Source organism: Streptomyces sp. NPDC043685, assembly GCF_056436585.1.
The window spans coordinates 119,200-146,164 of sequence record NZ_JBWKCH010000005.1 but is presented as its reverse complement, the minus strand read 5'-3'; the positions used below and the strand labels follow the sequence as shown (position 1 = coordinate 146,164).

General features: G+C 71.1%; 16 protein-coding genes and 1 pseudogene. 9 read left to right on the top strand and 8 right to left on the bottom strand.

Features of this window, described 5'->3' with window-relative positions; genetic code table 11:
• Nucleotides 1–32: 32 nt before the first annotated feature.
• Nucleotides 33–2,006 carry a glycoside hydrolase family 127 protein gene (locus AC0665_RS17640; RefSeq protein WP_478705290.1) on the bottom strand — a complete coding sequence of 658 codons (1,974 nt, stop codon included), beginning with the start codon at nt 2,004–2,006 and terminating at the stop codon, nt 33–35.
• Nucleotides 2,007–2,251: 245 nt separating this feature from the next.
• Between AC0665_RS17640 and AC0665_RS17635 the strand changes: the two genes are divergently transcribed.
• Nucleotides 2,252–3,271, top strand: a complete 1,020-nt coding sequence (locus tag AC0665_RS17635) for a LacI family DNA-binding transcriptional regulator (protein WP_478610090.1) — start codon at nt 2,252–2,254, stop codon at nt 3,269–3,271.
• A gap of 477 nt (nt 3,272–3,748) precedes the next feature.
• Here AC0665_RS17635 and araD read toward each other — a convergent pair whose 3' ends face one another.
• The 3 genes from araD to araB all read right to left on the bottom strand — a co-directional run bounded on the left by araD (nt 3,749) and on the right by araB (nt 7,769).
• Nucleotides 3,749–4,480 (bottom strand): L-ribulose-5-phosphate 4-epimerase AraD, encoded by a 732-nt coding sequence (araD, locus tag AC0665_RS17630; protein ID WP_361938196.1) that lies wholly within the window; start codon nt 4,478–4,480, stop codon nt 3,749–3,751.
• 25 nt (nt 4,481–4,505) lie between these two features.
• Nucleotides 4,506–6,023: an L-arabinose isomerase gene (gene araA, locus AC0665_RS17625; RefSeq protein WP_468405860.1), complete on the bottom strand. Its 1,518-nt coding sequence runs from the start codon at nt 6,021–6,023 to the stop codon at nt 4,506–4,508.
• 66 nt (nt 6,024–6,089) lie between these two features.
• The gene (gene araB, locus AC0665_RS17620) at nt 6,090–7,769 is read right to left on the bottom strand and encodes a ribulokinase (RefSeq protein ID WP_478610091.1); all 1,680 of its coding nucleotides are present in this window, start codon (nt 7,767–7,769) and stop codon (nt 6,090–6,092) included.
• An 804-nt stretch (nt 7,770–8,573) separates the two neighbouring features.
• Between araB and AC0665_RS17615 the strand changes: the two genes are divergently transcribed.
• Complete coding sequence (locus AC0665_RS17615; protein WP_478610092.1) at nt 8,574–10,589, top strand: glycosyl hydrolase; 2,016 nt, start codon at nt 8,574–8,576, stop codon at nt 10,587–10,589.
• A gap of 107 nt (nt 10,590–10,696) precedes the next feature.
• Nucleotides 10,697–10,921, top strand: a pseudogene (locus AC0665_RS17610) (IS630 family transposase); the annotation flags it as partial.
• A 271-nt stretch (nt 10,922–11,192) separates the two neighbouring features.
• On the opposite strand, the gene AC0665_RS17605 reads toward AC0665_RS17610, so the two are convergent.
• Complete coding sequence (locus AC0665_RS17605) at nt 11,193–12,305, bottom strand: ABC transporter substrate-binding protein (RefSeq protein WP_478705289.1); 1,113 nt, start codon at nt 12,303–12,305, stop codon at nt 11,193–11,195.
• A gap of 77 nt (nt 12,306–12,382) precedes the next feature.
• On the bottom strand, nt 12,383–13,225 hold the full coding sequence (locus AC0665_RS17600; RefSeq protein WP_478705288.1) for a methyltransferase domain-containing protein: 843 nt from the start codon (nt 13,223–13,225) through the stop codon (nt 12,383–12,385).
• Nucleotides 13,226–13,371: 146 nt separating this feature from the next.
• Here AC0665_RS17600 and AC0665_RS17595 point away from each other — a divergent pair, with 146 nt between their 5' ends.
• Entirely contained in the window at nt 13,372–13,956 is a 585-nt protein-coding gene (locus AC0665_RS17595; protein WP_478610095.1) for a TetR/AcrR family transcriptional regulator, read from the top strand.
• Nucleotides 13,957–14,003: 47 nt separating this feature from the next.
• On the opposite strand, the gene AC0665_RS17590 is transcribed toward AC0665_RS17595, so the two are convergent.
• Entirely contained in the window at nt 14,004–14,333 is a 330-nt protein-coding gene (locus tag AC0665_RS17590; RefSeq protein ID WP_468638323.1) for a helix-turn-helix transcriptional regulator, read from the bottom strand.
• A 109-nt stretch (nt 14,334–14,442) separates the two neighbouring features.
• Here AC0665_RS17590 and AC0665_RS17585 point away from each other — a divergent pair, with 109 nt between their 5' ends.
• The 3 genes from AC0665_RS17585 (at nt 14,443) to AC0665_RS17575 (ending at nt 22,123) form a co-directional block, all read left to right on the top strand.
• Nucleotides 14,443–14,847, top strand: coding sequence for an STAS domain-containing protein (locus AC0665_RS17585; RefSeq protein ID WP_478610096.1), 405 nt, complete (start codon nt 14,443–14,445; stop codon nt 14,845–14,847).
• A 303-nt stretch (nt 14,848–15,150) separates the two neighbouring features.
• A complete protein-coding gene (locus AC0665_RS17580; RefSeq protein WP_478610097.1) occupies nt 15,151–19,422 on the top strand; it encodes a HAMP domain-containing protein in 4,272 nt (1,423 codons plus the stop codon).
• 319 nt (nt 19,423–19,741) lie between these two features.
• Nucleotides 19,742–22,123, top strand: coding sequence for a SpoIIE family protein phosphatase (locus AC0665_RS17575; protein ID WP_478705492.1), 2,382 nt, complete (start codon nt 19,742–19,744; stop codon nt 22,121–22,123).
• Nucleotides 22,124–22,207: 84 nt separating this feature from the next.
• On the opposite strand, the gene AC0665_RS17570 is transcribed toward AC0665_RS17575, so the two are convergent.
• Nucleotides 22,208–23,884 (bottom strand): NAD-dependent malic enzyme, encoded by a 1,677-nt coding sequence (locus AC0665_RS17570; RefSeq protein WP_478610098.1) that lies wholly within the window; start codon nt 23,882–23,884, stop codon nt 22,208–22,210.
• A gap of 296 nt (nt 23,885–24,180) precedes the next feature.
• Here AC0665_RS17570 and AC0665_RS17565 point away from each other — a divergent pair, with 296 nt between their 5' ends.
• Nucleotides 24,181–25,866: a hypothetical protein gene (locus AC0665_RS17565; RefSeq protein ID WP_478705491.1), complete on the top strand. Its 1,686-nt coding sequence runs from the start codon at nt 24,181–24,183 to the stop codon at nt 25,864–25,866.
• Between the two features lies 1 nt (nt 25,867).
• Nucleotides 25,868–26,956: an NADH-quinone oxidoreductase subunit B family protein gene (locus AC0665_RS17560; RefSeq protein WP_468405885.1), complete on the top strand. Its 1,089-nt coding sequence runs from the start codon at nt 25,868–25,870 to the stop codon at nt 26,954–26,956.
• Nucleotides 26,957–26,965 lie beyond the last annotated feature (9 nt).

The window sequence follows — 26,965 nt, the reverse complement described above, 5'->3', positions numbered from 1 at the left end:
GAGCCGGGGGAGGGGGACAGGGGGCGTGGGGTTCAGGAGGTGGGCAGCCAGACGCGCATGCTGCCGTCCTGGCGGTTGGCCCACGCGTAGTAGGGGATCGCGGTCAGTTCGAGGGGCGCGTCGGCGGGCGGCGCGTCGGCGGCCTCCGCGTTCCGGTACGGCCACCAGCCGACGTCGGGAATCTGCCGACGGTGCCCCGTGGCCACGACGGTGGTGACTCCGCCGAGCAGGTCCGGACGGTGCTGCACCGCGAGTGGGCGGGTGGTGTCGAGGACGATGTCGTCCAGGCCGCCGCCGGGGTGGTCGACCTGCTCCAGGCAGTACACGAGCGGTCCGCGTTCGATCGCCACGCAGCCGCGTACGGCGTCCACCCGCGGATCGGCGGCCGTGAGGCGGGGGTCCAGGCCGATGTCGAGGACGACCTCGTCGCCCGGCGCCCAGGCGCGCTCCAGTCGCAGCCAGCCGTCGCTGACCGGTGCGTCGGTCTGGTCGTACGCCGTGTCCCCGCACCGGACGCGGAACTCGCCGCACCACTGCGGGATACGCAGCGAGAGGGTCCAGGGCCGGTCCGCCGGGGCTTCCTCCACCGTCAGTGCGATCACGCCCTGCCAGGGGTAGTCGGTCTCGCAGCGGACAGAGATGCGGTCGGCGGTGTAACGGCCGGTGACGTACTGGTGGATCTGCAGGCCGCCCGCGTCCCCGCTGGCGAGGTAGTGCTCCAGAGAGGCCAGCAGGCGCATCACGTTGGGCGGGCAGCAGGCGCACTTGAACCAGCGGGTGCGGCGGGCCGACTGGTCCCCGCCGGGGTCGGTGTGGCCGTCGCGGACCTGGAGCGGGTTGACGTACAGCCAGCGCTCGCCGTCCAGCGACACCCCGGCCAGGAAGCCGTTGTACAAGGTGCGCTCGATGAGGTCGGAGTAGCGGGCCTCGCCCGTGAGCAGGGCCATGCGCCAGCTCCACTGGATGGACGCGATGGCGGCGCAGGTCTCGCAGTAGGCGCGCTCGTTGGGCAGTTCGTACGGGTCGCCGAAGTCCTCCTCGTCGTGGTGGGCGCCCAGTCCGCCGGTGACGTGGGTTTTGGTGGTGGTCATCGCGACCCACAGCCGTTCGGCGGCGGCGCGCAGTTCCGCGTCCCCGGTCTCGGTCGCCAGGTCGGTCGCGGCGGCCAGCAGGTACAACTGGCGTACGGCGTGCCCTTCGACGTCGGTCGCCTCGCGCAGCGGGACGCGGTCCTGGCAGTACGCCTCGCCGCCGAGCGCACCGTGGCCGAAGCGGTCGACGAAGTAGCCGGCGAGGTCCAGGTAGCGGCGTTCACCGGTCTCCCGGTACAGCTCCACCAGGGCGGTCTCCACCTCGGGGTGGCCGTCGATGCCGTCGAGGGGCTTTCCGCTGTCCGCGGGGCCGAAGACGCTGTCGATGTGGTCGGCGAACCTCACGGCCACGTCGAGGAGCTCGGGGCGTCCGGTGGCCCGGTGGTGGGCCACCGCGGCCTGGATCAGGTGTCCGGCGCAGTACAGCTCGTGCCCCCAGCGCAGGTCCTTGTACCGCTCACCACCTTTGAGCAGCTGGAACCACGTGTTCAGGTAACCGTCGGGCTGCTGCGCGTCCGCGACGAGGGAGACGATCCGTTCCACGTCGGTCGCGAGCGGCCCGTCGTCCTCGGACGTCTCCTGGGCGAGCTGCCAGGCCGCGGCCTCCAGCCACTTGTAGACGTCCGAGTCCACGAACGGGTACGCGCCCTGGAACTCGCCCTCGGCGGTGCCCGCCACCACCCGCAGGTTGTGCAGGTTCCCCGCCGACTCCAGCAGGCCGGGGCCCTGCGGGATGGAGGTGCGCGAGTTCACCTCCCGCCGGGTGCCCCAGAAGCCGGCGCTCACCTCGACGAAGGCGGGGGCCAGTGCGGCCTTGGCACCTGGACCGGGGCGAATCGGGCCCATGGGGGCGTGCCCCGCTTCGGACGAGGCCGAGGGCGTGGAGGAGGGCACGGCGGAACGCGGGCGGGACATGGCTCTCCGAAGAGGTAGATGGGGGAACGGGTAGAGTCCGGCGCACGTCGGATGTCGCGACTGGCGGGTGCTCTGCTTGTCGAACCCGTTTGAGCAAACGTTTTTCTGCCGGGAAACGTAGGTAGCTCAGGAGCAGCCGTCAAGAGGGCCGGGGAACTTTTTCCGGCTTGCTGTCGGGACTGGTCAGCGCACGGGAACGATGCCAGGATGTGAATCACTGACGAAATCTAGGAAAAGGATTGCGCGTGGCCGCCGTTCCAGGGTCTCCCCAAGCCGGGCGGGCGAAGCTCGCCGATGTCGCCAAGCTGGCCGGCGTCAGTGTCGGGACGGCCTCGAAAGCGCTGAACGGCAGCGGCAGGATGCGGCCCGAGACACGGGAGCGCGTCCTGGCCGCCGTCAAGGAGCTGGATTTCCGGCCCAACCAGAATGCGCAGAGCCTGCATACGGGCCGCAGTTGGACTGTCGGGCTGATGACGACCGACGGCATCGGCCGCTTCAGCACCCCTGTGCTGCTCGGCGCCGAGGACGCTCTCGGGGCCGGGAAGATCTCCGTGCTGCTGTGCGACACCCGTGGCGACGCCATCCGTGAGCAGCACCACCTGGGCAACCTCATGGACCGCCGGGTGGACGGCATCATCGTGACCGGCCGGCGCACCGACCCACGCCCTCCTTTGACGGGCATCGAGCAGATACCGACGGTCTACGCGCTCTCGCCGTCCACCGACCAGGACGACATGTCGGTCGTGTCCGACGACCGCAGCGGAGCGCGGCTGGCGGTCGAGCATCTGCTGACGACGGGCCGCACCCGGATCGCACATGTCACCGGCCCGGCACATCACGCGGCCGCCCGCGACCGCGCCCAGCACACCGTCGAGCAGCTCGAACGCGTCTCGCTGGAGCTCTCCACCGGCCGGGTCCACTTCGGCGAGTGGAGCGAAGCATGGGGGCGCCGCGCCGCCGAGGCGATCCTGCGTACCGCACCGGACACGGACGCCTTCTTCTGCGGTAACGACCAGATCGCCAGGGGCGTCGCCGACAGCCTGCGTGAGAACGGCGTGGATGTCCCCGGCAAGGTGGCGGTCGTGGGCTACGACAATTGGGATGTCATGGCCCTGGCGTGCCGCCCTCCTCTCACCACCATCGACACGGACCTCGCCGAGATCGGCCGACAGGCCGCGCTGCGGCTGCTGGACGCCATCGGCGGCAACCCGGAGCCAGGCGTGCGCACCGTCCCCTGCCGCCTCGTCGTCCGCGAATCGAGCTGAGCCGCCGCACGAATCGGGCTGAGCCGCCGCGAGGGGCGTTCAGGCACGGCCGCACCCACCTGGTTGCGGCCGGTTCCGCACGAGGGGCCACCCCCGCCGAGGGACGAGCCGGAGCCGTGTCCTGCGTCCGTCGACCGTTCGACGAGCCCTTCGCGAGAACACCCCAGGTCTGCTCCCGCACGTCCGCGGCCGGCCGGCGCCTGCGTGCGGGTGCCGGCACCGTTTCGCCGAGGTCTCCGCCCTGGCGGAAGCCGGTGCCCAGGGGCCCGGGAGCACGCCCCAGGACGTACCCCGAGGTCGTGCCAGGACGCCGCTCACGCCCCCGGACCGGCGTCGAGCTCCCTTTTGCCGTCGTCACCGCAGGTCCGGCCTGCGGCCGGGAACGCGAAGGCACACGAAGGCACACGAAGGGGCGGGCTGCCTCCGACCACGGCGGATCGGATGAAGCCCGCCCCGGAGAGGTTGCGGGTACGGCGGTCACACCGAGGTGGTGAGCCCTGGGTCCGGGTTGCCGTAGTAGGCGTCGGGGCCGTGTTTGCGGGTGTAGTGCCGGGTCAGGAGGTGCGGAGGCGGCGGAGCCGTCGGGAAGAGGGACAGGGTGTGCAGGGCGATGTCGGCGACGGCCTCGCAGATGATCGCGTGTTCCAGGGACTTGCGGGCGCCGGCGCCCCAGGTGAACGGGCCGTGATTGGCGACCAGGGCGCCGGGGACCTCGCTCGCCCTGCGGTCGTCCCTCTCCAGCATTTCCACGATGACGTGGCCGGTGTTGTACTCGTAGTCCTTCGCGCACTGTTCGGCGGTCAGGTCCGGCGTGCAGGGTATGGGGCCGTTGAAGGTGTCGGCGTGGGTGGTGCCGAGGACGGGGATGTCCCGGCGGGCCTGGGCGAAGGCGACCGCGTGGGTGGAGTGGGTGTGGGTGACCCCGCCGATGGACGGGAACGCCAGGTACAGGCAGCGGTGGGTCTCGGTGTCGGTGGAGGGGCGCAGGTGGCCGTCGACGATCACGCCGTCGGAGAGACGGACGGTCACCAGGTCGTCGAGGGCCAGATCCTCGTAGCGGACGCCGGAGGGCTTGATGACGAAGACCCCGGCCTCCCTGTCGACCCCGCTGACGTTGCCCCAGGTCAAGGTCGCCAGACCGACCTGCGGGATGGCGAGGTTCGCTTCCAGGACCTCCTGGCGCAGCCCGTCGCGGACGCGCACGTTCATCGGTCGTCTCCTTCGCTACGGGGGATCACAGGGCCTGCGCCAGACGGTGGTACGCGGCGTTCCAGCGGACTTCCTTGCTGAACTGATCAGTGCTGGTGTTCTCGTCGATGGTCAGCAGCTCGACGCCGGTCATGGCGGCGTAGTCGGTGAGGGTCTCCAGGTCGACGGCCGAGCTGAGCACGGTGTGGTGCGGGGCGCCGGCCAGCAACCAGTTCTCGGCCGACTCCGCCAATGACGGGCGCGGCTTCCAGACCGCCCGGGCGACCGGAAGGCTGCGCAGCGGCTCGCTGGGGGCGATGACGTCGACGGCGTTGGCGGTGAGCCGGAAGCGGTCGCCGAGGTCGGACAGTCCGACGACGACTGCGGGGCCGGGCGCCGCGTCGAAGACGAGGCGGACCGGGTCCTCGCGGCCGCCGATGGACAGGGGGTGGATCTCGCAGCGGGGGCGGCCGGCCGCGATGGACGGGCAGACCTCCAGCATGTGGGCGCCCAGGACGCGGGGGGTGCCGGGTCCGAGGTGGTAGGTGTAGTCCTCCATGAAGGAGGTGCCGCCGGCCTGGCCGAGGCCCATGACCTTCATCGTGCGCAGCAGGGCGGAGGTCTTCCAGTCGCCTTCGCCGCCGAAGCCGTAGCCGTCGGCCATGAGGCGCTGGACGGCGATGCCGGGCAGTTGGCGCAGGCCGCCGAGGTCCTCGAAGTTGGTGGTGAAGGCGGTGAAGCCGCCCTGGGTGAGGAAGGCCCGCAGGCCCAGTTCGAGACGGGCCGCGTACAGCAGGGAGTCATGGCGGACGCCGCCGGGGCGCAGGGCCGAGACGACGTCGTACGACTCCACGTACTCGGCGGCGAGTTCGGCGGCGGCCTTGTCCTCGACCTGGTCCACGACGGCCACCAGGTCGTTGACGGCGTAGGTGTTGACGGAGAAGCCGAACCGCAGCTGTGCCTCCACCTTGTCGCCCTCGGTGACGGCGACGTCGCGCATGTTGTCGCCGAAGCGGGCGAGGCGCAGGGTGCGTGAGGCGTGGCGGCCGACGGCGGCGCGGGCCCAGGCGGCGATGCGCCGGACGACCCTCGGGTCGGTGGCGTGACCGGCGACGATCTTGCGGTCGACGCCGACGCGGGACTCGATGTGGCCGAACTCGCGGTCGCCGTGGGCGGCCTGGTTGAGGTTCATGAAGTCCATGTCGATGTTCGGCCAGGGCAGCGACAGGTTGTACTGGGTGTGCAGGTGCAGCAAGGGCCGGTCCAGGGCGCTGAGCCCGGCGATCCACATCTTCGCGGGCGAGAAGGTGTGCATCCACACGATCACACCCACGCAGGTGTCGGAGGCGCTCGCCTCCTGGCACATCCGGCGGATCGAGTCGGCGTCGGTGAGGACCGGCTTCCACACGATCCGGACGGGGACCTTGCCGGGCCGCCCGAGGGTTTCGGCGATGCTCCGGGACTGCTCGGCCACCTGACGCAGGACGTCGTCGCCGTACAGGCCCTGACTGCCGGTGAGAAACCAGATTTCCTGGTCGGCGTAGGGCTGGGCTGGTGTGCTCATGGTGGGTTCCTTTCCAGACGTTCAGGTGGTGCGAGCCGGCGGGGCGTTGCCGGGCTGTGCGAAGGCTCAGGCGGACGCTTCGGCGCGGATGCGGCGCAGGCGGTGCATGACGTCGTTGGTGCCGCGGCCGAAGTAGTCGTGCAGCACCCGGTACTCCGCGTACAGGCGCTCGTAGGCCGCGGCACGCTCGGGGTGGGGCTGGTAGACCCCGCGCCGGACCTTGCCCATGGCGTGCGCTGCGGCGCGGATGTCGGGGTACGCCCCGGCGGCGACCGCGGCGTGCATCGCGGCGCCGAGCGCCGGGCCCTGGGCGGAGCCGATGACACCCAGCGGGCGGCGGGTGACATCGGCGTAGATCTGCATGAGCAGGGCGTTCTTCGTCAGGCCGCCCGCGATGATCAGTTCCCGTACGGGTACCGCGGCGTCCTCGAAGGCGTCGATGATGGTGCGAGTGCCGAAGGCGGTGGCCTCCAGCAGGGCGCGGTAGACGTCCTCGGGTCGGGTGGACAGGGTCTGGCCCACGACGATGCCGCTGAGGTCGTGGTCGACCAGGATCGACCGGTTGCCGCTGTGCCAGTCCAGGGCGATCAAGCCGTGCTGGCCGACGCGTTGCCCGGCCGCGAGCTCGGTCAGGTACTCGTGCGGGCTCTGGCCGGCGGCCGCGGCACGTTCGGCGTACTCGGCGGGCAGGCTGGTGCGGATGAACCAGGCGAAGATGTCGCCGACGCCGCTCTGTCCGGCTTCGTAGCCCCACAGTCCGGGCAGGATGCCGCCGCCGACGACACCGCACATGCCGGGGACCATGCCGCGCTGGTCGGAGCTCATCACATGGCAGGTGGAGGTGCCCATGATGGCGACCATCTGGCCGGGCTCCACGGCGACCGCCGCCGGGGCCGTCACGTGCGCGTCGACGTTGCCGACGCAGACCGCGATGCCCTCGGGCAGGCCGGTCCAGGCGGCGGCCTCGGCGGTCAACTGTCCGGCCACCTCACCCAGTTGACCGATCGGCTGGTCCAGCTTGTCGGTGACGAAAGCGGCGAAGTCCGGGTGCAGGGCAGCCAGGTAGTCCGGTGACGGGTACCTCCCGTCCTGGTACTGGCCCTTGTAGCCGGCCGTGCAGGCGTTGCGGACATACGCTCCGCACAGTCGCCAGACGATCCAGTCCGCCGCCTCGATCCAGCGCTCGGTGCGCTGGTAGATCTCCGGGTCCTCCTCCAGGACCTGCAGCGCCTTGGCGAACTCCCACTCAGAGGAGATCTTCCCGCCGTACCGCTCCAGCCACGGTTCCTCCCGCTCGGCGGCCAGCGCGTTGATCCGGTCGGCCTGGCCCTGAGCCGCGTGGTGGCGCCACAGCTTGACGTAGGCGTGCGGACGGGCGGAGTACTCGGGCAGCTCACACAGGGGCGTGCCGTCGGCGAGCACCGGCAGGACAGTGCAGGCGGTGAAGTCGGTGCCGATGCCGATCACCTGTTCCGGCCGCACTCCGGCGCGGGCGAGAGCCTCGGGTACGGCGGTGCGCAGGACGTCGGTGTAGTCCGAGGGCACCTGCAGGGCCCAGTCAGGGGGCAGCGGCGTACCGTCGGGCAGCTCCCGGTCGAGAACGGCGTGCTGGTACGGGTGCTCCGCAACGCCCAACTCGGCGCCGTCCCGGACGCGGACCACCACAGCCCGCCCTGACAGGGTGCCGAAGTCCACCCCCACGACACAGTGGTCGAGGCTCGTCGATGCAACATGCTCTGCGTGCACAGGTCGTCCTTCGTGCGTTGTGGATGATCTGGGGCGGCGAGCAACCTGCTTGTTCGGGATATCGATCACCGTTCGGAACAGTGAACAGTGGACCCCCTCTGTGCCCCCATCGAAGCCACACAGATCCATGTCCTACGACATCGATGAGAAAATGATTGCTCACTTCCGCTGCGCCATCTTGACCCGTCAAGGCTCGCACGTAAACCCCCTACAGCCTCCCTGTATGAGCGAGCAGCCCGCCACGGCTTCCCTGGCCGAAAAAACCGCCCACACGCTGGGCTGATCTCCAGCGGGTGACGCCTGTCACAACGGACCCTGGAAGTCAGTGACCCAGGCGGCGGGGTGGCGCCCACGGACCCCGGGTTGACGACGTGATCACGCGACGCCGCTGTCGAGAGAGAAATCGTTTTCGCGCGCGGCCATGGCCTTGGCGTTGTCCTTCAGGTTCGGCGTGGCGGGTGAACTCGGCCGAACCTGCCGGGACCGCCGTATCCAGCAGTCACTCGGCTTTGGCTGCGGACAGATGATGACCACCGCCCTCACCCCGGCCCGGCCACCACGACGTGACCGGTCAAGGGGCGCCGGCCCCGGCCACTGTCCACCCAGTCGCGCGCGACAGACCGGGGCACAGCGTGAACCGGGGGCGCTCCAAGCGCTTGGGCCTCGCTCCCAACTACCCTGCGAAATCAAGGTTGTTCGCGATATACGAGGGCAGCCCGCGACAGCCCTCGGCGCGGTGCACCCCGGCCCCCGAGGGGCTCACCTCCCCTTGGCGAGAGATCGCCACGTCAAACGGAGACGTACATGCCCAGCTCTCCCCTGAACCGTCGCACGTTCATCCTCCTCGGTGCCGCGGTCGCCGCGGCAGCCGGCGCCCGAACATCGGCGGCCGCCGCGGCGACCTCTCCCACGGCGCTCGCCGGCGCGCCAACGCCGGTCCGGATCGTCGACGACGAGGCGACCCCCGCCACCCGCGCGCTGTTCGCGTATCTGAAGCGGCAGCAGGGCAAAGGCATCCTGTTCGGCCACCAACACGACCTCACCTATGGCTTCACCTTCACCACCCCCGACGGCAGGGCGTCCGACACCCGGGCGGCGGTGGGTGACCACCCCGCGGTCTTCGGCTGGGACACCCTCATCCTGGACGGCGACGAGCGTCCCGGCGCCGAGGGCGGAAGCGAAGCCGAGAACATCGCCGCGCTCAGCCGGTGCATCCGGCAGGGGGACGCACGCGGCGGGATCAACACCCTCAGCGCTCACATGCCGAACTTCGTCACCGGCGAGAACTTCTACGACACAACGGGCCGAGTGGTCAGCCAGATCCTTCCCGGCGGCGCGAAGCACGCGGAATTCAACGCGTTCCTCGACCGCATCGCAAAGGCGGTCAAGCGCGCACTGCGCCCGGACGGCACCGCCATCCCGGTCGTCTTCCGCCCCTTCCACGAGAACAACGGAGCCTGGTTCTGGTGGGGCGCCGGCCACACCACCCCGGCCGAGTTCATCGAGCTGTTCCGCTACACCGTCGAGTACCTGCGCGACACCAGGGGCGTCCACAACCTGCTCTACGCGTACTCGCCCAACTCGGGTTTCGCAGGTGACCCGGCCGGCTACCTGAAGACCTACCCCGGCGACCGTTTCGTCGATGTCCTCGGCTACGACTCGTACGACGAAAACGCCGGACCGACCCCTTGGCTGGACGGAGTGGTGAAGGATCTGGCGATGGTGGTCCGGCTGGCGAACGAGCGAGGCAAGGCCCCGGCCTTCACCGAGTTCGGGGAGGGCGGCACCGAGGTCCGCAACCCCCAGTGGTTCACCCAGCTGTCGCGGGCCATCCAGGCGGACCCGCTGGCCCGTCAGGTGACGTACATGCTCACCTGGGCCAATTTCGGAGGCACCAAGCGTGCTTACGTCCCGTACCCGGGCCACGTCCTGCTGCCGGACTTCGTCGCCTACCACCAGGACCCTTACACCCTGTTCGCCGCCGATCTCCGGGGGGTGTACTCCGCTCGCACCACCGCTGTCAGGAACGCCCCGTTCCTGCACCTCGTGACCCCGACGGACCGGCAGCGCGTAGCGGCCTCCAAGACCACCGTCCGGGTGCGTGTCACGCCCGCGAGGGCGAGCCGGGTCACCTACTCCGTGGACGGCGGACGCGCCGGACGACTGTGCCTCGACGCCGACGGCTTCTACTCGGGCGACTGGTCGATCGACCCGGCCTTGCGGAACAACCGCTCGGTGACCCTCACCGTGAGCACACGGTTGGACGGCGAGACGCTCACCGACTCGGCCGTGGTCCTCCTCGGCGAGGTCGCACCCCTGCCTGCCGGCTGGGTCGACGACTTCGAGGGATACGCCGGAGACGACACCGCCCTGAGCCAGGCGTACACCCATGTCAACTCCCACACCCTCACCCTGTCGGCCGACCACAAGTCTTCGGGCTCCTACGGACTGGCCTGCGCGTACGACTTCACCGGCTCCGAGTACACCGGCGCAGGCAAGCCGGTCGACGCGGACTGGTCCGCCTTCACGTCCCTTGCGCTGTGGTTGCGGGGCGACGGTTCCGCGAACGGCGGGGCGCTCCAGATCGTCGCCGGCGGTGTCGATTTCTGGTACCAGGTTCCGCTGTCCGACACGAGCGGGCAGGAGGTCAGGGCACCCTTCAGCGAATTCACGCCCGCTCCCTGGGACACCGAACACGCCGGAGCCGTGCTCGATGCGGCTCACCTCGCCGAGGTGACGGCGTTCAATCTGTACCTCGTCCACGGGAGCGGTGCGGCCACCAAGGGCATCGTGTACGTGGACAACATCAGGGCCGAATGACACCGGCTCGCCGTAACCCCCGAAGGCACGGGCTCACGCTGGCGAAGGGGCCGTTTCTGCCGGCGCCTTGGCCGTTACTTCGGCACGGCAGTGGCCGCGGGCGAGCTCTCAAACCGTCGGAGGTGGCACGGCGCCTGCGGGTGAGCGTGAAGTCGGCCTATCTGTGGCAGCAGTTGTGGCGGGACGGCGCCGTGCAGGCTCTGGCCTCCCGTGGCCCGAGCGGATCGCGGTGTCGTCTGTCCCCGCGTTGTCCGGAGAAGCTGGCCGGGTATCTGGAGCAGAGGCCGTCCGCGCATGGCTGGGTGGAGGACCAGGTGTGGACCGCGGCGAGGAGCGTTCCGGGCCGGCGGAGTTCTCGCCGGAGAGGTTATGCAGGAGGAAAAAATGTACCCACAGGCAGCGGCGATAACAGACAACTGGCCGGCAACCATCGTCATGTTGCTCCTCGGAGGCGCTGTCATCGCATTCTTCCTGATCAAGGGGAAGAAGAGGTAGAAACACCTCGCACGTTGCGTCTGCCGCCCCCGCTGCGCGGGCCGGCAGCCGCGCAGCCGCGGCTGGTTCCAGCCGCTTGCCGCAGCAGAGGACCGCAGATCCCGCCTCTCAGCCGGTGTGCAGGACCCGGAAGCGGTCGGGTGCCGCCGGATCCCGGTCGACGACCTGGATCGGCGCGTCGGCCCACTGCCACACGCCGGTGCCCGGCACGCGGGAGAACCGGACCCGTCCGCGGGTGCCTTCGACCGTGACGTGCGGCCAGGCCGCGGCGATGCGTGCCCGGTCCGTGCCGTGAGACCGCAGCGACGCGGCGAGCACGGTGAGGGTGTCGTAGCCCTCGAAGGCGACGAAGGAGGGCGCTCCGGCCAGGCGCCGGCGCAAGTCTGTCTCGACTCGGGTGCCCAGGGGGCCGAGGCGCTCGGGCAGGTACCGCAGGAACGGGATCGCGGCGCCGTCCTCGCCCAGCAGGCTCGCCCATGCGGCGAACTCCGGCTGTCCGGCCGGAGCGCCGATCAGGACCTCGGCGAGGCGCCGGTCACCGCGGACGGACCTGACGATCGACACCGCGGGCTCCGGGTTGCCCACCAGGAGCAGGAGCGTCGTAGCCCGGCTGTCCGCCACCGCGTCGCACAGGGCCGCGGGGGCGAGGGCACGGGCGTCGAGTTCGAGGACACTGCCACCGCGCGGAACGACGTACTCCCGCAGGATGTGAGTCCCGGACGCCCAGTAGACACTCGGCTCGGTCGCCACGGCGATCCGGGAGCGGCCCGCGCCGAGGAGGAAGTCGGCGTAGGCGCGCCAGCCGCGGGACTGCGGCGGGGACAGCCGCGCGACCCGGTCGGTCGGCTGTTCGGTGAGCGCGTCGAGTACCGCCGACGAACAGAGGAAGGGCAGCCCGAGCGCGTCGGCCGTCGCGGCGGCGGCGCGGGCGACCACGCTGTGGTACTCGCCCGCCAGGGCGGCCACACCCAGGCGGGCGAGTTCCTCGACGGCCGCCCTGGCCTTCTCCGGATCGGCGGCGGTGTCCCGGACCAGCAGTTCGAGCGGCCTGCCGACGATCCCCCCGGCGTCGTTGACATCGCTGACGGCCAGCTCGAGGCCTGTGAGCAACTGGTGGCCCGCCTCGGCCCAGCCGGGCCGGGTCAGCGGAGCGAGCACCCCGACCCGGACGGGAGGTCCGTCGGTCCGACGCTCTTCGAGCGGCGATGGTGGCGTACTCATGCGCAGGCCTCTCCAGTACGGCGACGCGGGTCGCTCTTCATCGAGCAACCGATTATCGGCCCGGCGATGTGACGGGTTCAGCTGCCGGCTGTGACCAGCCAGGCCGTGCTGCGCAGCCGCACCGTGCCGTCCGCTGCCACGTGGTCGCGCAGATGGTTGGTCAGGGTGCGGAGGGCGCGGGCCCGCGTGGTGGCGTCCGCCTGTCGCAGCAGGTGACGGCCGGGGCCCGTGCCCAGCAGGAACTCCGCCGCGTCCTCGGCGCCCTGTCCCCACACCCCGTCGCTGTGCACCTGGTCGAGGCCGATGCCGGTGAAGCCGGCCGCGCCGAGGACGTCATGGACCCGCTCGGGAGCGGCCAGGGAGAACATGCCGGGCAGCCCCGGCTTCCCGAAGTCACCCACCGGCAGGATGTCGCGCAGGGACGCCACCGCCGTCACCCAGCCGTTGAGGCCGGCGTCGGCCGGGCAGACGAACGCCAGGCGCCCGCCGGGCCGCAGGGCATGGTGGACATTGCGGAAGGCCGCCACGGGGTCGGCGAAGAACATCACCCCGAAGCGGCTGATCGCCGCGTCGAACCCGCCCGCCGCGAAGGGGTGCACCTGGGCGTCGCCCCGGGCGAAGGAGATGTTGGTGATCCCCTCACGTTCCGCGCGGGACCGCCCCGCGGCCAGCATCGGAGCGGAGAGGTCGAGACCCAGCGCGTGCCCTCGGGGCGCCCGCAGCGCGGCGAGGCGTGTGGTCTTTCCCGAGCCGCACCCGAGGTCGAGGACCCGGTCGGACGCGCAGACCCCGGCGGCGTTCAGCAGGGGCTCGTCGAAGCCTCCGTTCACGGCGTTCCAGCGGTCCTGGTGGCGTGCCCAATGGGCGCCCTCGGGACCGTTCCACGCCTGTTCCTGATCGATGTTGACGACGTCCGGCACGAGAGCCTCCTGCGGTGGGCGACAGAGAATGGGCGTGTGCCCATACGGTATGGGCGTGCGCCCATTCATGCAATCCCGGTAGAATCCGGGGAGTCGGGCCTGTCAGGGTGAAGCCGGGGCCTGTCGGGTGAAGGGGAGAAGGAAGCGTGTCACCGCGTGGCGTGGCGACGCCGGACGTGCGCGAGCGGTTGTTCGCGGCCGCCGAGCGTGTCGTGGAGCAGGGCGGGCCGGGCGCCCTCACCAGTCGGGCCGTCACCGCCGAGGCGGGCTGCGCCAAAGGACTGCTGCACGCGCACTTCGCGGGGTTCGACGAGTTCGTGGCCGAGCTCTGCCTCGACCGGTTCGCGCGCACGGCGGCCCAGGCGCAGGAACTGGCGCGGCTCGTCGGGCAGGGCGCGGTGGCGCACAACGTCGAAGCGGTCGCCCTCGCGCTGTTCGACTCCGGCGGCCTCGCCCTCTCAGGTGTCGCCATGGCCCGTCCCGCGGCCGCTCTGCGGATCCGCGAGGCGCTGGAAGGCGGGGCGCCCGGCTTCACGGCGATCCAGGACGCCCTCACCCGTTATCTGGCCGACGAGCAGAAGCTCGGCCGGGTGGCGAAGACCCTGGTCCCGCACACCGTGGCCCTCGCCGTCGTCGGTACGGCGCACCACCTGCTGATGACCGGCTGGCCGGGCGCTCCCGACCCGCGGCCCGCCATGACCGCCCTGGTGGAGACGCTGGTGGCGGGGTGAGGACTCCGCTGGGCGTCAGGAGCGGGGTGAGAGCCCCGCGGTGACGGTCACTGTGCGACCGGCTCCCTGACGCGGTCGGTCTCGTCCTGCACCAGCAGGGAGAGCAGGGAAGCCACGGAGAGGCCGGCTTCGGCCGGGTGGCGGAGCACCTTGTCGGGCTCGATGCGGTACCTGTTCGTCCGTCCGTCCCTGGTGTGGGAGAGGTAACCGTCCTGCTCGAGGTCGGCGATGATCCGCGCGACGGCGCGTTCGGTAAGCCGGCAGCGGGCGGCGATCTCACGGATGCGGACGTTCGGGTTGTCGGCGATGACCGCCAGGACGCGAGCGTGGCTGGTGATGAACGTCCATCCGGTGTGGGGTTCGGGCACTCCTACCATGCGCAGCATTTTAGGGGCTCATCATTGCCGGAACGAAGATACGTGACATACTTTTCATGCAACACATGACGTGCTCCCTTCGGGGAGACTCACAGAAGGAGCCCCCAAGGTGCCCTGGGACGAAGCCGGCATGCCCGCGCTCACGCGCGACCTCGGCGGTGAGGCGCTGTCGGAACCGGCCGTCGCGCACGCTTCGGGCGGGGTTCTGGTGTCGCAGTACGCATGGCGCGGTGCCTGTGTCGTCACGGCCCGCGGCTCGTACGACATGGACACGATCACGCCGTTGGCCGACGCGCTGAAAACCGCGGCCGAGGCGTTTCCGAAGGTGATCGTCGAGGCCTCCGGGATCACCTTCGCGGACTCGACGCTGCTGAATCTGCTGATCCTCACCCACCGGTCGGGCACCCTGCGCGTGGTCGCGCCGTCACCGCAGCTGCGGCGGCTGTGCGAGATCACCGGGGTGGACGGGCTTCTGGAGATCAGGGAGACGGTCGACGACGCCGCCGCGTCCTGAGCCGTCCCCCACGCCGTACGCGCGGCGTGACCGGAACGTCGCCTCCGTGGACGACACTCCCACCGGAGGTCCCGCCAGGGTCGTGCCGGGGTGTTCGCGGGCCCGGCGCCGTGGTTCGGCCGGGATGGCGGCTCCTGCTTTGTTCAGCGTTCGAAACGTGGGTTAACCTGCGGCGTATTTCCACATCACATACACATCCGTGACGGTGGGGGTATCTGCACGGCAACCGGGCCGCCCATCGGGTCCGGTGGGTTCCGAGTCCTCGCCTTCCGAGGGCTCTTGGGGAGCGGAACGAGGGTGCGCATGACCAGCGACAGCACTGGGGTTGTCGATGCGGTACCGGGCGACCAGGAGCTGCGACGGCTGCTGGCCGGTCTGACAGCCGTACGCGACGGAGACTTCGGCACCCGCCTGCCGGACGACGCGGACGGCCTCATGGGCGACATCGCCAAGGTCTTCAACGGCATGGTGGACCAGCTGTCCGTCTTCACCTCCGAAGTGACCCGTGTGGCCCGTGAGGTCGGCACCGAGGGGACACTCGGCGGTCAGGCGGAGGTGCCGGGCGTCTCGGGCACCTGGGCCGACCTCACCGACTCGGTCAACGCCATGGCGGGCAACCTGACCACACAGGTCCGCGACATCGCCCAGGTGGCCACGGCCGTGGCCAAGGGCGACCTGTCCCAGAAGATCGACGTGCCCGCCCGCGGCGAGATCCTCCAGCTGAAGGAGACCGTCAACACGATGGTCGACCAGCTGTCGGCCTTCGCGGACGAGGTCACCCGCGTCGCCCGCGAGGTCGGCAGCGAGGGGCGCCTCGGCGGACAGGCCCAGGTGCCCGGGGTGGCCGGTGTCTGGCGCGACCTGACCGACTCCGTGAACCACATGGCGGGCAACCTCACCAGCCAGGTCCGCTCCATCGCCCAGGTGACCACCGCGGTCGCCGAGGGCGATCTCTCGCAGAAGATCACCGTGGACGCGCGCGGCGAGATCCTGGAGCTGAAGAGCACCATCAACACGATGGTCGACCAGCTGTCCGCGTTCGCGGACGAGGTCACCCGGGTCGCCCGCGAGGTCGGCACCGAAGGACGCCTCGGCGGCCAGGCGGACGTCAAGGGCGTCAAGGGCACCTGGCGCGACCTCACCGACTCCGTGAACTTCATGGCCGGCAACCTCACCGGCCAGGTCCGCAACATCGCGCTCGTGGCGACCGCCGTCGCCAAGGGCGATCTCTCCCAGAAGATCACCGTGGACGCGCGCGGCGAGATCCTGGAGCTGAAGAGCACCATCAACACGATGGTCGACCAGCTGTCCGCGTTCGCCGACGAGGTCACCCGCGTCGCCCGCGAGGTCGGCACCGAAGGACGCCTCGGCGGACAGGCCCAGGTGCGCGGGGTCTCCGGCACCTGGAAGGACCTCACCGACAACGTCAACGTGATGGCGTCCAACCTGACCGGTCAGGTCCGCTCCATCGCCCAGGTCGCCACCGCCGTGGCGCGCGGCGACCTGTCGCAGCGGATCACCGTGGAGGCCGCGGGCGAGGTCGCGGCGCTGGCCGAGGTCATCAACACGATGGTCGACACGCTGTCCGCGTTCGCCGACGAGGTCACCCGCGTCGCCCGCGAGGTCGGCACCGAGGGCCGTCTCGGGGGCCAGGCGCACGTGCCGAACGTCGCCGGCACCTGGAAGGACCTCACCGACAACGTCAACTCCATGGCCAACAACCTCACCGGCCAGGTGCGCAACATCGCGCTGGTGACGACCGCCGTGGCCAAGGGCGACCTGTCGAAGAAGATCGACGTGGACGCCCGCGGGGAGATCCTCGAACTCAAGACGACGATCAACACGATGGTCGACCAGCTGTCCGCGTTCGCCGACGAGGTCACCCGGGTCGCCCGCGAGGTCGGCACCGAGGGCCGCCTCGGCGGACAGGCCGAGGTCGAAGGTGTCTCCGGCACCTGGAAGCGCCTGACGGAGAACGTCAACGAGCTGGCGGGCAACCTGACCCGGCAGGTACGGGCCATCGCCGAGGTCACCAGCGCGGTCGCCGAGGGCGATCTGACCCGCTCGATCAACGTGGAGGCGTCCGGCGAGGTCGCCGAGCTCAAGGACAACATCAACTCGATGGTGGAGTCCCTGCGCGAGACCACCCGGGCCAACCAGGAGCAGGACTGGCTCAAGACCAACCTCGCCCGCATCTCCAGCCTGATGCAGGGCCACCGAGACCTGCCCGTGGTCGCCGAGCTGATCATGGACGAGCTGGTCCCGCTGGTGTCGGCCCAGTACGGCGCCTTCTACCTCGCCGAGGACGGCGACAACGGGCCCGAACTGCGGCTCGTCGGCTCCTACGGCTATCCGGAGGAGAGCAGCCGGCCCACCCGTATCGCCTTCGGCCGCACCCTGGTCGGCCAGGCCGCGCGCAGCCGGCGCACCATCATGGTGGACGAGCTGCCCGACGGTTACGTGACCATCTCCTCGGGCCTCGGCCAAGTGGTGCCGAGCGCGCTGGTGCTGCTGCCCATCGTCGTCGAGGGTCAGGTCCTCGGCGTCATCGAGCTGGCCTCGGTCACACCCTTCACCCAGATCCACCGGGACTTCCTCGCCCAGCTGATGGAGACCATCGGCGTCAACGTCAACACCATCGTGGCCAACGCCCGCACCGACGAGCTGCTGGTCGAGTCGCAGCGCCTCACGGTCGAACTCCAGGCCCGCTCCACCGAGTTGCAGGTGCAGCAGGAGGAACTCCAGCGCTCCAACGCGGAACTGGAGGAGAAGGCCTCCCTGCTCGCGGCCCAGAACCGGGACATCGAGGCGAAGAACCTCCAGATCGAGCAGGCCCGCCAGGAACTGGAGACCCGCGCCCAGCAGCTGTCGCTGGCCTCGAAGTACAAGTCGGAGTTCCTGGCCAACATGAGCCACGAGCTGCGCACCCCGCTCAACAGCCTGCTCATCCTCGCCCAGTTGCTGGCGCAGAACCCCTCCCGCAACCTCACGCCCAAGCAGGTCGAGTACGCGCAGATCATCCACTCCGCCGGTTCCGACCTGCTCCAGCTGATCAACGACATCCTCGACCTGTCGAAGGTCGAGGCCGGAAAGATGGACGTCAGCCCCGAGCGGGTGACGCTGCGCCAGCTCATCGAGTACGTCGAGGCCACCTTCCGGCCGATGACGACGCAGAAGAGCCTGGACTTCACGGTGACCACCGCCCCGGGCGCGCCCGTGGACGTGCTCACGGACGACTCCCGGCTGCGCCAGGTGCTGCGCAACCTCCTGTCGAACGCCGTGAAGTTCACCGAGCAGGGCGGCGTGGAACTGAGCATCGAGCCCGCGTCGGACGACGAGGTGCCCGAGGGCGTGGTCCGGGGCGCCGCCGTGGTGGCCTTCCGCGTCAAGGACACCGGCATCGGCATCCCCGAGCAGCACCTGGAGACGATCTTCGGCGCCTTCCAGCAGGCGGACGGCACCACGAGCCGCAAGTACGGAGGCACGGGCCTCGGCCTGTCCATCACCCGGGAGATCGCCCAGCTGCTCGGCGGCGCCGTGTCGGTGCAGAGCACGCCTGGCCAGGGGAGCACGTTCACGCTCTTCCTGCCGGTGGCCCGCCCCGACTTCGAGGAACTGCTCGGTCACGGCAGAACGCCGGAGCGCTCCTCGGCCGAGCCCCTGCCCCAGGGCGTGTCCGGCTCGGTGCCGGTGCCCCAGATCGGGCCCGGCCCCCGGCCGCGCCGCCTGCTCGTCGTGGAGGAGCGCTCGCGCGGTCTGCTGACCCTCGTCGCGGAGAGCGTGGTCGCCGACCTGACGCACGGCCGCACCGACGGCGCCCAGCGGCCCGCAGTCGACATCATCACCGCCGTCGGCGCCCAGGAGGCGGCCGGTGCGCTGGCGTCCGAGCCGTGCCACTGCGTCGTACTGGAACTGGGCATGCGCGACGGCGAGGCGTCCCGCTTCCTCCAGGCCCTGGAAGGCGACTCGGCGCTCACCAGCGTTCCGGTGCTGGTGCACAGCAGCCACCCCACGGACGGGCCCCTGGACGAGACGCTGCTGTCCCGCTCGGCGGGCGGCGCCCTGGAGCTGCTGTCCAGCCTCGACGAACTGCGTGAGCGCATCGCGCTGCACCTGTCCGCCGAGGAACCCGGGGACGTGCTGTCCCTCGTGCGGACCGAGGGACAGCAGCCGCTGACGCCGCCCTCCGTCGACGACACGTCGGCCGGCCGCACCGTCCTCGTCGTCGACGACGACGCGCGCAACCTCTTCGCCCTGAGCGGGATCCTGGAGCTGCACGGCTTCCGCGTCCTGCACGCCGAGAACGGGCGCAGGGGCATCGAGACACTGGTGAACAACCCCGACGTCGCACTGGTGCTGATGGACGTGATGATGCCGGAGATGGACGGCTACACCGCGACGGCCGAGATCCGCCGCATGCCGCAGTACGCCGAGCTGCCCATCATCGCCGTCACGGCGAAGGCGATGCCCGGGGACCGCGACAAGAGTCTCGCCTCGGGAGCCAGCGACTACGTCACCAAGCCCGTCGACACACGCGACCTCATCGCCTGCGTGCGACGCTGGCTGCCCGCATGAGCACACCGGCGCCCGGCCCGCACACCCGCGGGCGGGGCGCCTCGCAGCGCCCGCCGTACCGCGCCCCAGGGCGCTCCAGCCGAGGAGCTTCCACACCGTGAGCATGTCCGAGCAGCCGCGCGAACCGGGACAGGGCGGCGAGCCGAAGCCCGGCCCGGCCGCCGGTCCGGAGACGTCCCCGGCGGCGGTGCCGTCCGAGGCGCCGCCCCTGAGCGCCGACGAGGAGCCGAAGACCCTCGAAACACAGGCGCCTGAAGGCCAGTCCCCGAGTGCGGGCGCCGCCGACGGCGAGGCCCTCGGCGGGAGCGCCCCTGACGGCATGGCAACGGCGTCCGGCGAGGACCAGCCGGCGGACCTCGACGAGCTCTCGCCCGCCACCCCGGTGGGCCGGCTCGCCGCCACCGTCGAACGGCTCAGCAGGGAAGTGCGGGCCGCCCAGGCCGAGGCCGAGGGCCGGGCGCTGATCGAGCTCGCCAAGGGTGTGCTGGTCGAGCGGCTGAAGTGCGGTCCGGCCCAGGCCGCCCGGCAACTCGCCCAGTTGGCCGAGCAATCCCAGGTCACCCCCCTGGAATTCGCCGTCGACGTCATCAACCAGGCCGCCCGGGACCGGATGTCCGAGGTGACGGACGCCTTCCTGGCCGCCACCAAGGCCGCCGACGAAGCCGAGAGCGAGTCGGCCGCGGTACGCCTGCGCGCCGCCGAGAGCGGCGTACTGGCGGCGGACGACACCCAGGCCGTGGCCGACGCCCTGCTGGAGCAGGCGCTGCGTCCCCTCGGCGCGGTGGCGGTGGCCGTATGGGCCGTGGGATCCGACGGTTCGCTCACCCTGGCGGGCAGCGCCGGTTTCTCACCGGCCGAGGCCGCGCGCTGGCGTTACGTCCCGCCGGACGTGGTGACCGTCGCACGGCGGGGCCTCATCGAGCGCGAGGGACAGTGGATCACCACCCTCGCCGCGACCGGACTGCCCACCATCGGGCTGCACCACCACCCGGACGGCGGCCGGGTCGCCCTGCCCGCCGGCACCGGAGGGCGCATCCACGGCGTCCTGGAGATCGCCTGGCCGGCGCCGCTGGAACCGCAGCCCCCGCAGATCGTCCGCCAGGTGGAGGCGCTGGCCGAACTGTGCGCGCACACCCTGGAGTTGTACACGGCTCCCCAGGGGGCGGCCCAGGAGCCGCGCGTCCTGCCGGACGCCGCCGAGCTGATGGACCTGGCCGACGGACTGTACGACCCCGCCCTCGTCCTGGTGCCGCACCTGGACGCGGACGGCCACCTGGTGGACTTCCGCATCCAGCACGTCAACAGCCGCTTCATGGACCCCGCGGGCCGGCCGCGAGCGGTCGTGAACGGCGCGCTTCTCCTGGAGGCCTACCCGATGGCCGTCGGGGAGAGCGAGCTGTTCCAGCGCGTCGAGCGGGTCTACGCCACCGGTGAACCCTTCCGGGCCCGCCGGATGAACCTCACCGCCCTCGTCGACCAGGTCCCCCTGTCGGCGATCGCGGACATCAGCATCAGCCGCCACGGCATGTCGGTCCTCCTCATCTGGCGCATCGAGGACGAGACGGCACGCCTGGCGAGCCTGCTCCAGCACGCCCAACGGCTCGGCCGCATCGGCGGGTTCGAGGAGAACGTGCTCACGGGTGAGATCACCTGGAACGGACAGCTCTTCGACCTCTACGGCCGCCCGCAGACGAGCACCCCGATCGCCCTGGAGCAACTGCCGGCCCACGCCCACCCGGACGACGGCGTCTCGATCCGCCGCTTCCTGCGCACGCTGCTGCACCACCGGCGTCCGGCGGCCGCCGCCTTCCGCTTGCAGCGGCCGGACGGGGTGACCCGGCACATCCGGATCGTCGCCGAGCCGGTGCTCGACACCGACGACCGGTTGCTCCTGATCCGCGGTGCCTACCAGGACATCTCGGCCCAGCACTGGACCGAGGTGGCGCTCGCGGCCACCCGCGACCAGCTGGCGCACACCGAGCAGCAGGCCACCGAACGCAACCGGCTGACCCTGCAGTTGCAGCACGCCATCATGCCCCCCACCCAGGCTCCGTTGCAGGTGTCCGGGCTCCAGGTGGCCGTCCGCTACCGGCCCGCCGAGACCGAGCAGCTGGTGGGCGGCGACTGGTACGACGCCGTCGTCCTGCCGTCCCGCAAGGTGCTGCTGTGCGTGGGGGACGTGGCCGGCCATGGCATCGAGGCCGCCACCAGCATGGTCGTCCTGCGCAACGCGCTGCGCGGCCTGGCGGTGACCGGCGCCGGTCCGGCCCAGTTGCTGTCGTGGCTCAACATCGTGGCGCACCATCTGACCGGTGCCGTCACCGCGACCGCGGTGTGCGGGCTGTACGACCCGGTGACGCGGACGCTGCGCTGGGCCCGGGCGGGTCACCTGCCGCCCGTGCTCGTCCGGGACACCGAAGCGGCCCCCCTGCCCTTGGTGAAGGGCCTGCTGCTGGGCGCCGTCCCCGAGGCCGTGTACGAGGAGACCGAGCTCCAACTGGCTCCCGAGGACACGCTGCTGATGTACACGGACGGTCTGGTCGAACGCCGCGACCGACCGGTGGAGGAGTCGCTGACCCACCTCCTGACCACCGCCCGCTCGGCGCCCACCACGCTGGACCAGCAGCTGGACCGTCTCCTGACCTACAGCAAGTCGGACACCGACGACGACACGTGCATCGTGGGCATCCGGGTCGGCTGAGGGACGGCCGACCGAGGACCGGTGCCTCCGGGGCCGACCGCCGCGCCGTTCGGCAGTACGACTCCGGAAGACCGGCCCAGGCTCCTAGTCCTCGTAGCGGGGCGTCCACTGTGCCCGGGCCACGGCCTCGCGCAGCTCGTCCTCCGTGGCCTGCGGCGCCACCCCGTCCTCGACGGCGGCCAGAGCGGCGGCCAGGGCGATCTCGCGGGCGGACTCCCGCATGCCGTTCAGGGGCGGCAGCAACGGCACCGGGCCGTCCTCGCCGTCCGCCGCCCGGACCGCGCACCGCGCGACGGCCCGGGCCGCGGCCACGAGCATGCGGTCGGTGACCCGGGTGGCCCCGCTCGCGGTCACCGCGAGGCCCATCGCCGGGAAGACGTACACGTTGTTCGACTGCGCCACCGGCACCTCGTGCCCGTCGACCGTCAGCGGCGGGAAGGGCGAACCGGTGGCGATCAGCGCCCGGCCGTCGGTCCAGCGGGTGAGGTCCGCGGGATCGGCCTCGGAGTGCGAGGTGGGGTTGGAGAGCGGGAAGACGACGGGCCGTTCACAGGTCGAGGCCATCTGCCGCACGATCTCCTCGGTGAACGCGCCGTGAGCCGTCGACAGGCCGATGAGCGCCGTCGGTTCGACACGGCGCACCACCTCGGCGAGGCCGGTGCCCTCCCAGTCCGCCACCTCGCTGTCGTCACGGGCGAACGCCCGCTGCTGCGGGGTCAGTTCGGAACGCGAGGACACCAGCAGGCCGTCGACGTCGAGGATCCAGAACCGTGCCGTGGCCTCGTCCTCGGACAGGCCCTCGTCGACCATGGCCGTACGGATCATCTCGGCGACGCCGATGGCGGCCGACCCCGCGCCCAGGATCACCACACGCTGCTCGGGCAGCGGGGTGCCCGCCACGTTCGCCGCGGTGGACAGGGCGCCGAGCGTGACGGCCGCCGTGCCCTGGATGTCGTCGTTGAAGGTCAGCAGCCGGTCGCGGTATCGGGAGAGGATCGGGTAGGCGTGGGCGGTGGCGAAGTCCTCCCACTGGAGCAGCGTCCCGGGAAGCTCCGCCTCGACCGCCGAGACGAACGCCTCGATCATCTCGTCGTACTCGGCGCCGGTCAGCCGCCGGGCGCGGCGGCCCAGGTAGCGGGGGTTGTCGAGGAGGGCCTTGTTGTCGGTGCCGACGTCGAGCAGGATCGGCAGGGTGCGGGCGGGATGGATGCCGCCGATCGCCGTGTAGAGACTGAGCTTGCCGATGGGGATGCCCATGCCCCCGACGCCCTGGTCGCCGAGGCCCAGGATGCGCTGCCCGTCGGTGACCACGATGACGTCCACGTCGTGGTCCCGGTGCGGGCGGTTGCGCAGGATGTCACGGAAGCGGTGCCGGTCCTCCCAGGTGAGGAACAGACCGCGGGGCCGCCGGTAGATCTCGCTGAACCGCTGGCAGGCCTCGCCCACCGTCGGTGTGTAGACGACGGGCAGCAGCTCCTCCAGGTACTCGGTGACCAGGCGGTAGAAGAGCACCTCGTTGGTGTCCTGGAGCTGTCGCAGGTAGATGTGCCGGTTGAGGGGCTTGTCGTAGCCGTGGAACGCCTCGTAGGCGCGGGCCACCTGTTCGTCCAGGGTCTCCACGGCGGGCGGCAGCAGCCCGTCGAGTCCTAGCTCCACGCGCTCGCGCCGGCTGAAGGCGGTGCCCTTGTTGACCAGCGGGTCGGCCAGGGTCGTGACGGCGGGGCTCGTGGTGGGGCGGGGGTGATGCGTGGGCTGGTCCATGACGTAACGCCTTCCCTGGACGCGCCGGTTCGTGCGGGTGACGTGTGCCATCCGGATGCACCGTCACGGTGACCACCGTCGCCCTCACCGCACTGTCCCTCGCCGGCCCGGCCGCCGCCCCGCTCACCCGGATCGTCCCGGCCGTGTCCTACGCGGTCGCCGCCGTGCTCCTGCCCCGCGCCCCCTCGACCACCCCGAACGGCCCAATCCCGCTGCGCCGGAGGAGGCGACCGTGGATGAGCGGTGTGACCGTGGTGGAAGGGATGCGCGTGCACACCCAGGGACGAGGAGGCGCGATGGCGGAGGCACTGGCCGAGGACGGCAGGAGAAGCGCTGCCGCACAGGGCGGAGCGGGCCGGGACACGGGCGTGTTCGAGCAGCTCAGCGCCGTCGCCGACGCCGTCCTCTACGAGGGTTACCTCCTCTACCCCTACCGCCGCTCCTCCGCCAAGAACCGCGTCCGCTGGCAGTTCGGCGTGCTGTTCCCCCGGGACTGGGTGGAGGCGGACGGCCCCGTCACCCCCGGTGTCTCCGGTTCCGCCGACTCCTGGTACCAGCGGACCGAGTGCCTGCTGCGGGTCGGCCGGCCGGACCGTGCCCGCGTACGTGTGCGGGTGCGCTACCTCCAGATGCAGCGCAAGCAGGTGGAGGAAGCCGGCCGCGGCCCCGTCGAGTCGCTGCGCACCGGCGACGGCACGGTGCACCTGACCTTCGACGAGGCCCTGCCGCGCGAGTGCGAGGCCGAGGTCCCGCTCGACGTACTCCTCCGGGACGGGCACACCGTCGCGGTGGGCGCCGTGGCAGGACAGGACATTGAGCCACTGGCCGAAGGCGCCGGGCGGGTGGTGCGCAGCCGCGAGGAGATCCGGGCCGAGACCACCGTCACCGCGGAGCGGCTCTCCGACGGTCTCTGCCGGATCCGCGTACACACCACGAACACCGCGCCCGCCCCGCCACCGGGCACCGCGCGGGACGAGGCGCTGCGCCGGGCCCTCATCGCCACCCACACCCTCATCGGGGGCGAGGGGGTGGAGTTCGTCTCGCTGATCGACCCGCCGACGGACCTGCAAGCGCTCGCGCGCGCGTGCCGCAACGAGTTCACCTTCCCCGTCCTCGGCGGTGAGGCCGGGGAGGCCGGCCGTGTCGTGCTGTCCGCGCCGATCATCCTGCCCGACCACCCCCAGGTCGCCCCCGAGAGCCCGGGCGACATGCACGACGCGGCGGAGATCGACGAGATCCTCACCCTGCGCACGATGCTGCTGACCGACGAGGAGAAGCGCGAGGCGCGGGCCACCGACCCACGGGCGGCGGCGATCCTCGACCGGGTCGACACCATGCCGCAGGAGGTCTTCGAACGGCTGCACGGCGCGGTCCGCTCCCTGGCACCGGCCGCCCCCACGCCCCCCGCCGACCGGCCCCGGGGCGCCGTAGCCTCCCCGGCACCGGCCCCCGCCACGACCCCCGCCGACCGGCCGCAGGGCGCTGTAGCCTCCCCGGCACCGACCGCTCCCGAGGCGCTCGCCGACCGGCCGCAGCACGCCGAAGCCTCCCTGGCACCGGTCGCTCCCGAGGCGCTCGCCGACCGTCCCGCCTGGTGGCAGGAGGGCGCCGACGACGGTTTCTCGCCGACCAGCGACACCGTGCTCGTCGACGGTGTCCCCCTGGCCGGCGGCAGCCGCGTGCGACTCCGCCCCCGGGGACGCGGCGCCGATGCCCAGGACATGTTCCTTGCCGGACGGACCGCCGAGGTCGCCGCCGTCTTCCACGACGTGGACGGCAGCGTGCACCTCGCCGTCACCCTCGACGACGACCCGGCCGCCGAACTGAACAACTGGTACGGCCGCTTCCACTACTTCCGGCCCGACGAGCTCGAACCCCTCGAGCCCGCCGGATCCCCGGACGAGCCGTCGGCACCGGCTCCCGCCGCAGCTCCGGCGCGGCACACGACCGACTCCGAGACCCCCGCAGCGGAGGCCGAGTGACATGACCACACACAGCAGCACCACCGAAGTCAGCAAGGAGCCCGAACGGTCCGAGGACCGCAAGGGCATAGACGAGATCCACATCCTCTGGATCTCCGAGGGCATGAGCTGCGACGGCGACACCGTCTCGCTCACCGCGGCCGACCAGCCCTCCATCGAGGACCTGGTGCTCGGGTTGATCCCGGGCCTGCCGAAGGTGAACCTGGTCAACAAGGTGCTCTCGCCCAGCCTGGGCGGCGAGGACTTCCTCGCGCCCTACCGGGCGGCCGTACGCGGCGAACTGGGTCCGTTCATCCTCGTCATCGAGGGCTCGATCCCCAACCAGAACATCATCGAGGGCGACGGCTACTGGACGTCCTTCGGCAACGACCCGGAGACCGGTGAGCCGCAGACCCTCAACTGGTGGATCGACCAACTGGCCCCCAAGGCCTGGGCGGTGGTCGCCGCGGGCACCTGCGCGACCTTCGGCGGCATCCACGCCATGTCCGGCAACCCGACGGGCTGCATGGGCCTCGCCGACTACCTGGGCTGGGACTACACCTCCCAGGCCGGCCTGCCCATCGTCAACGTGCCCGGCTGCCCCATCCAGCCGGAGAACTTCATGGAGACCCTCATCTGGGTCCTCTACCACGCGGCCGGGTCCGCGCCCCCGCCGCCGCTGGACCACATGCTGCGCCCGCAGTGGCTGTTCGGGAAGACGGTCCACGAGGGCTGCGACCGCGGCTCGTACTACGAGCAGGCCAACTTCGCAGCGGACTACAACTCACCCAAGTGCCTCGTGAAGACGGGCTGCTGGGGTCCGGTCGTCAACTGCAACGTGCCCAAGCGCGGGTGGATGGGCGGCCTCGGCGGCTGCCCGAACGTCGGCGGCATCTGCATCGGCTGCACGATGCCCGGTTTCCCCGACGCGTTCATGCCGTTCATGGACGAGCCCCCGGGCAGCACCCTGTCGTCCCTGGTCATCAAGCCGTACGGGGCCGTCGTGCGCCGACTGCGCGGCATGACCAACGAGCTGGTCAACCACGAGCCGAGGTGGCGCCACAACAAGCGCAAGCTGACCAGCGGTTACGACCCGCGCTGGCGCCCCTGATGAAGCGTC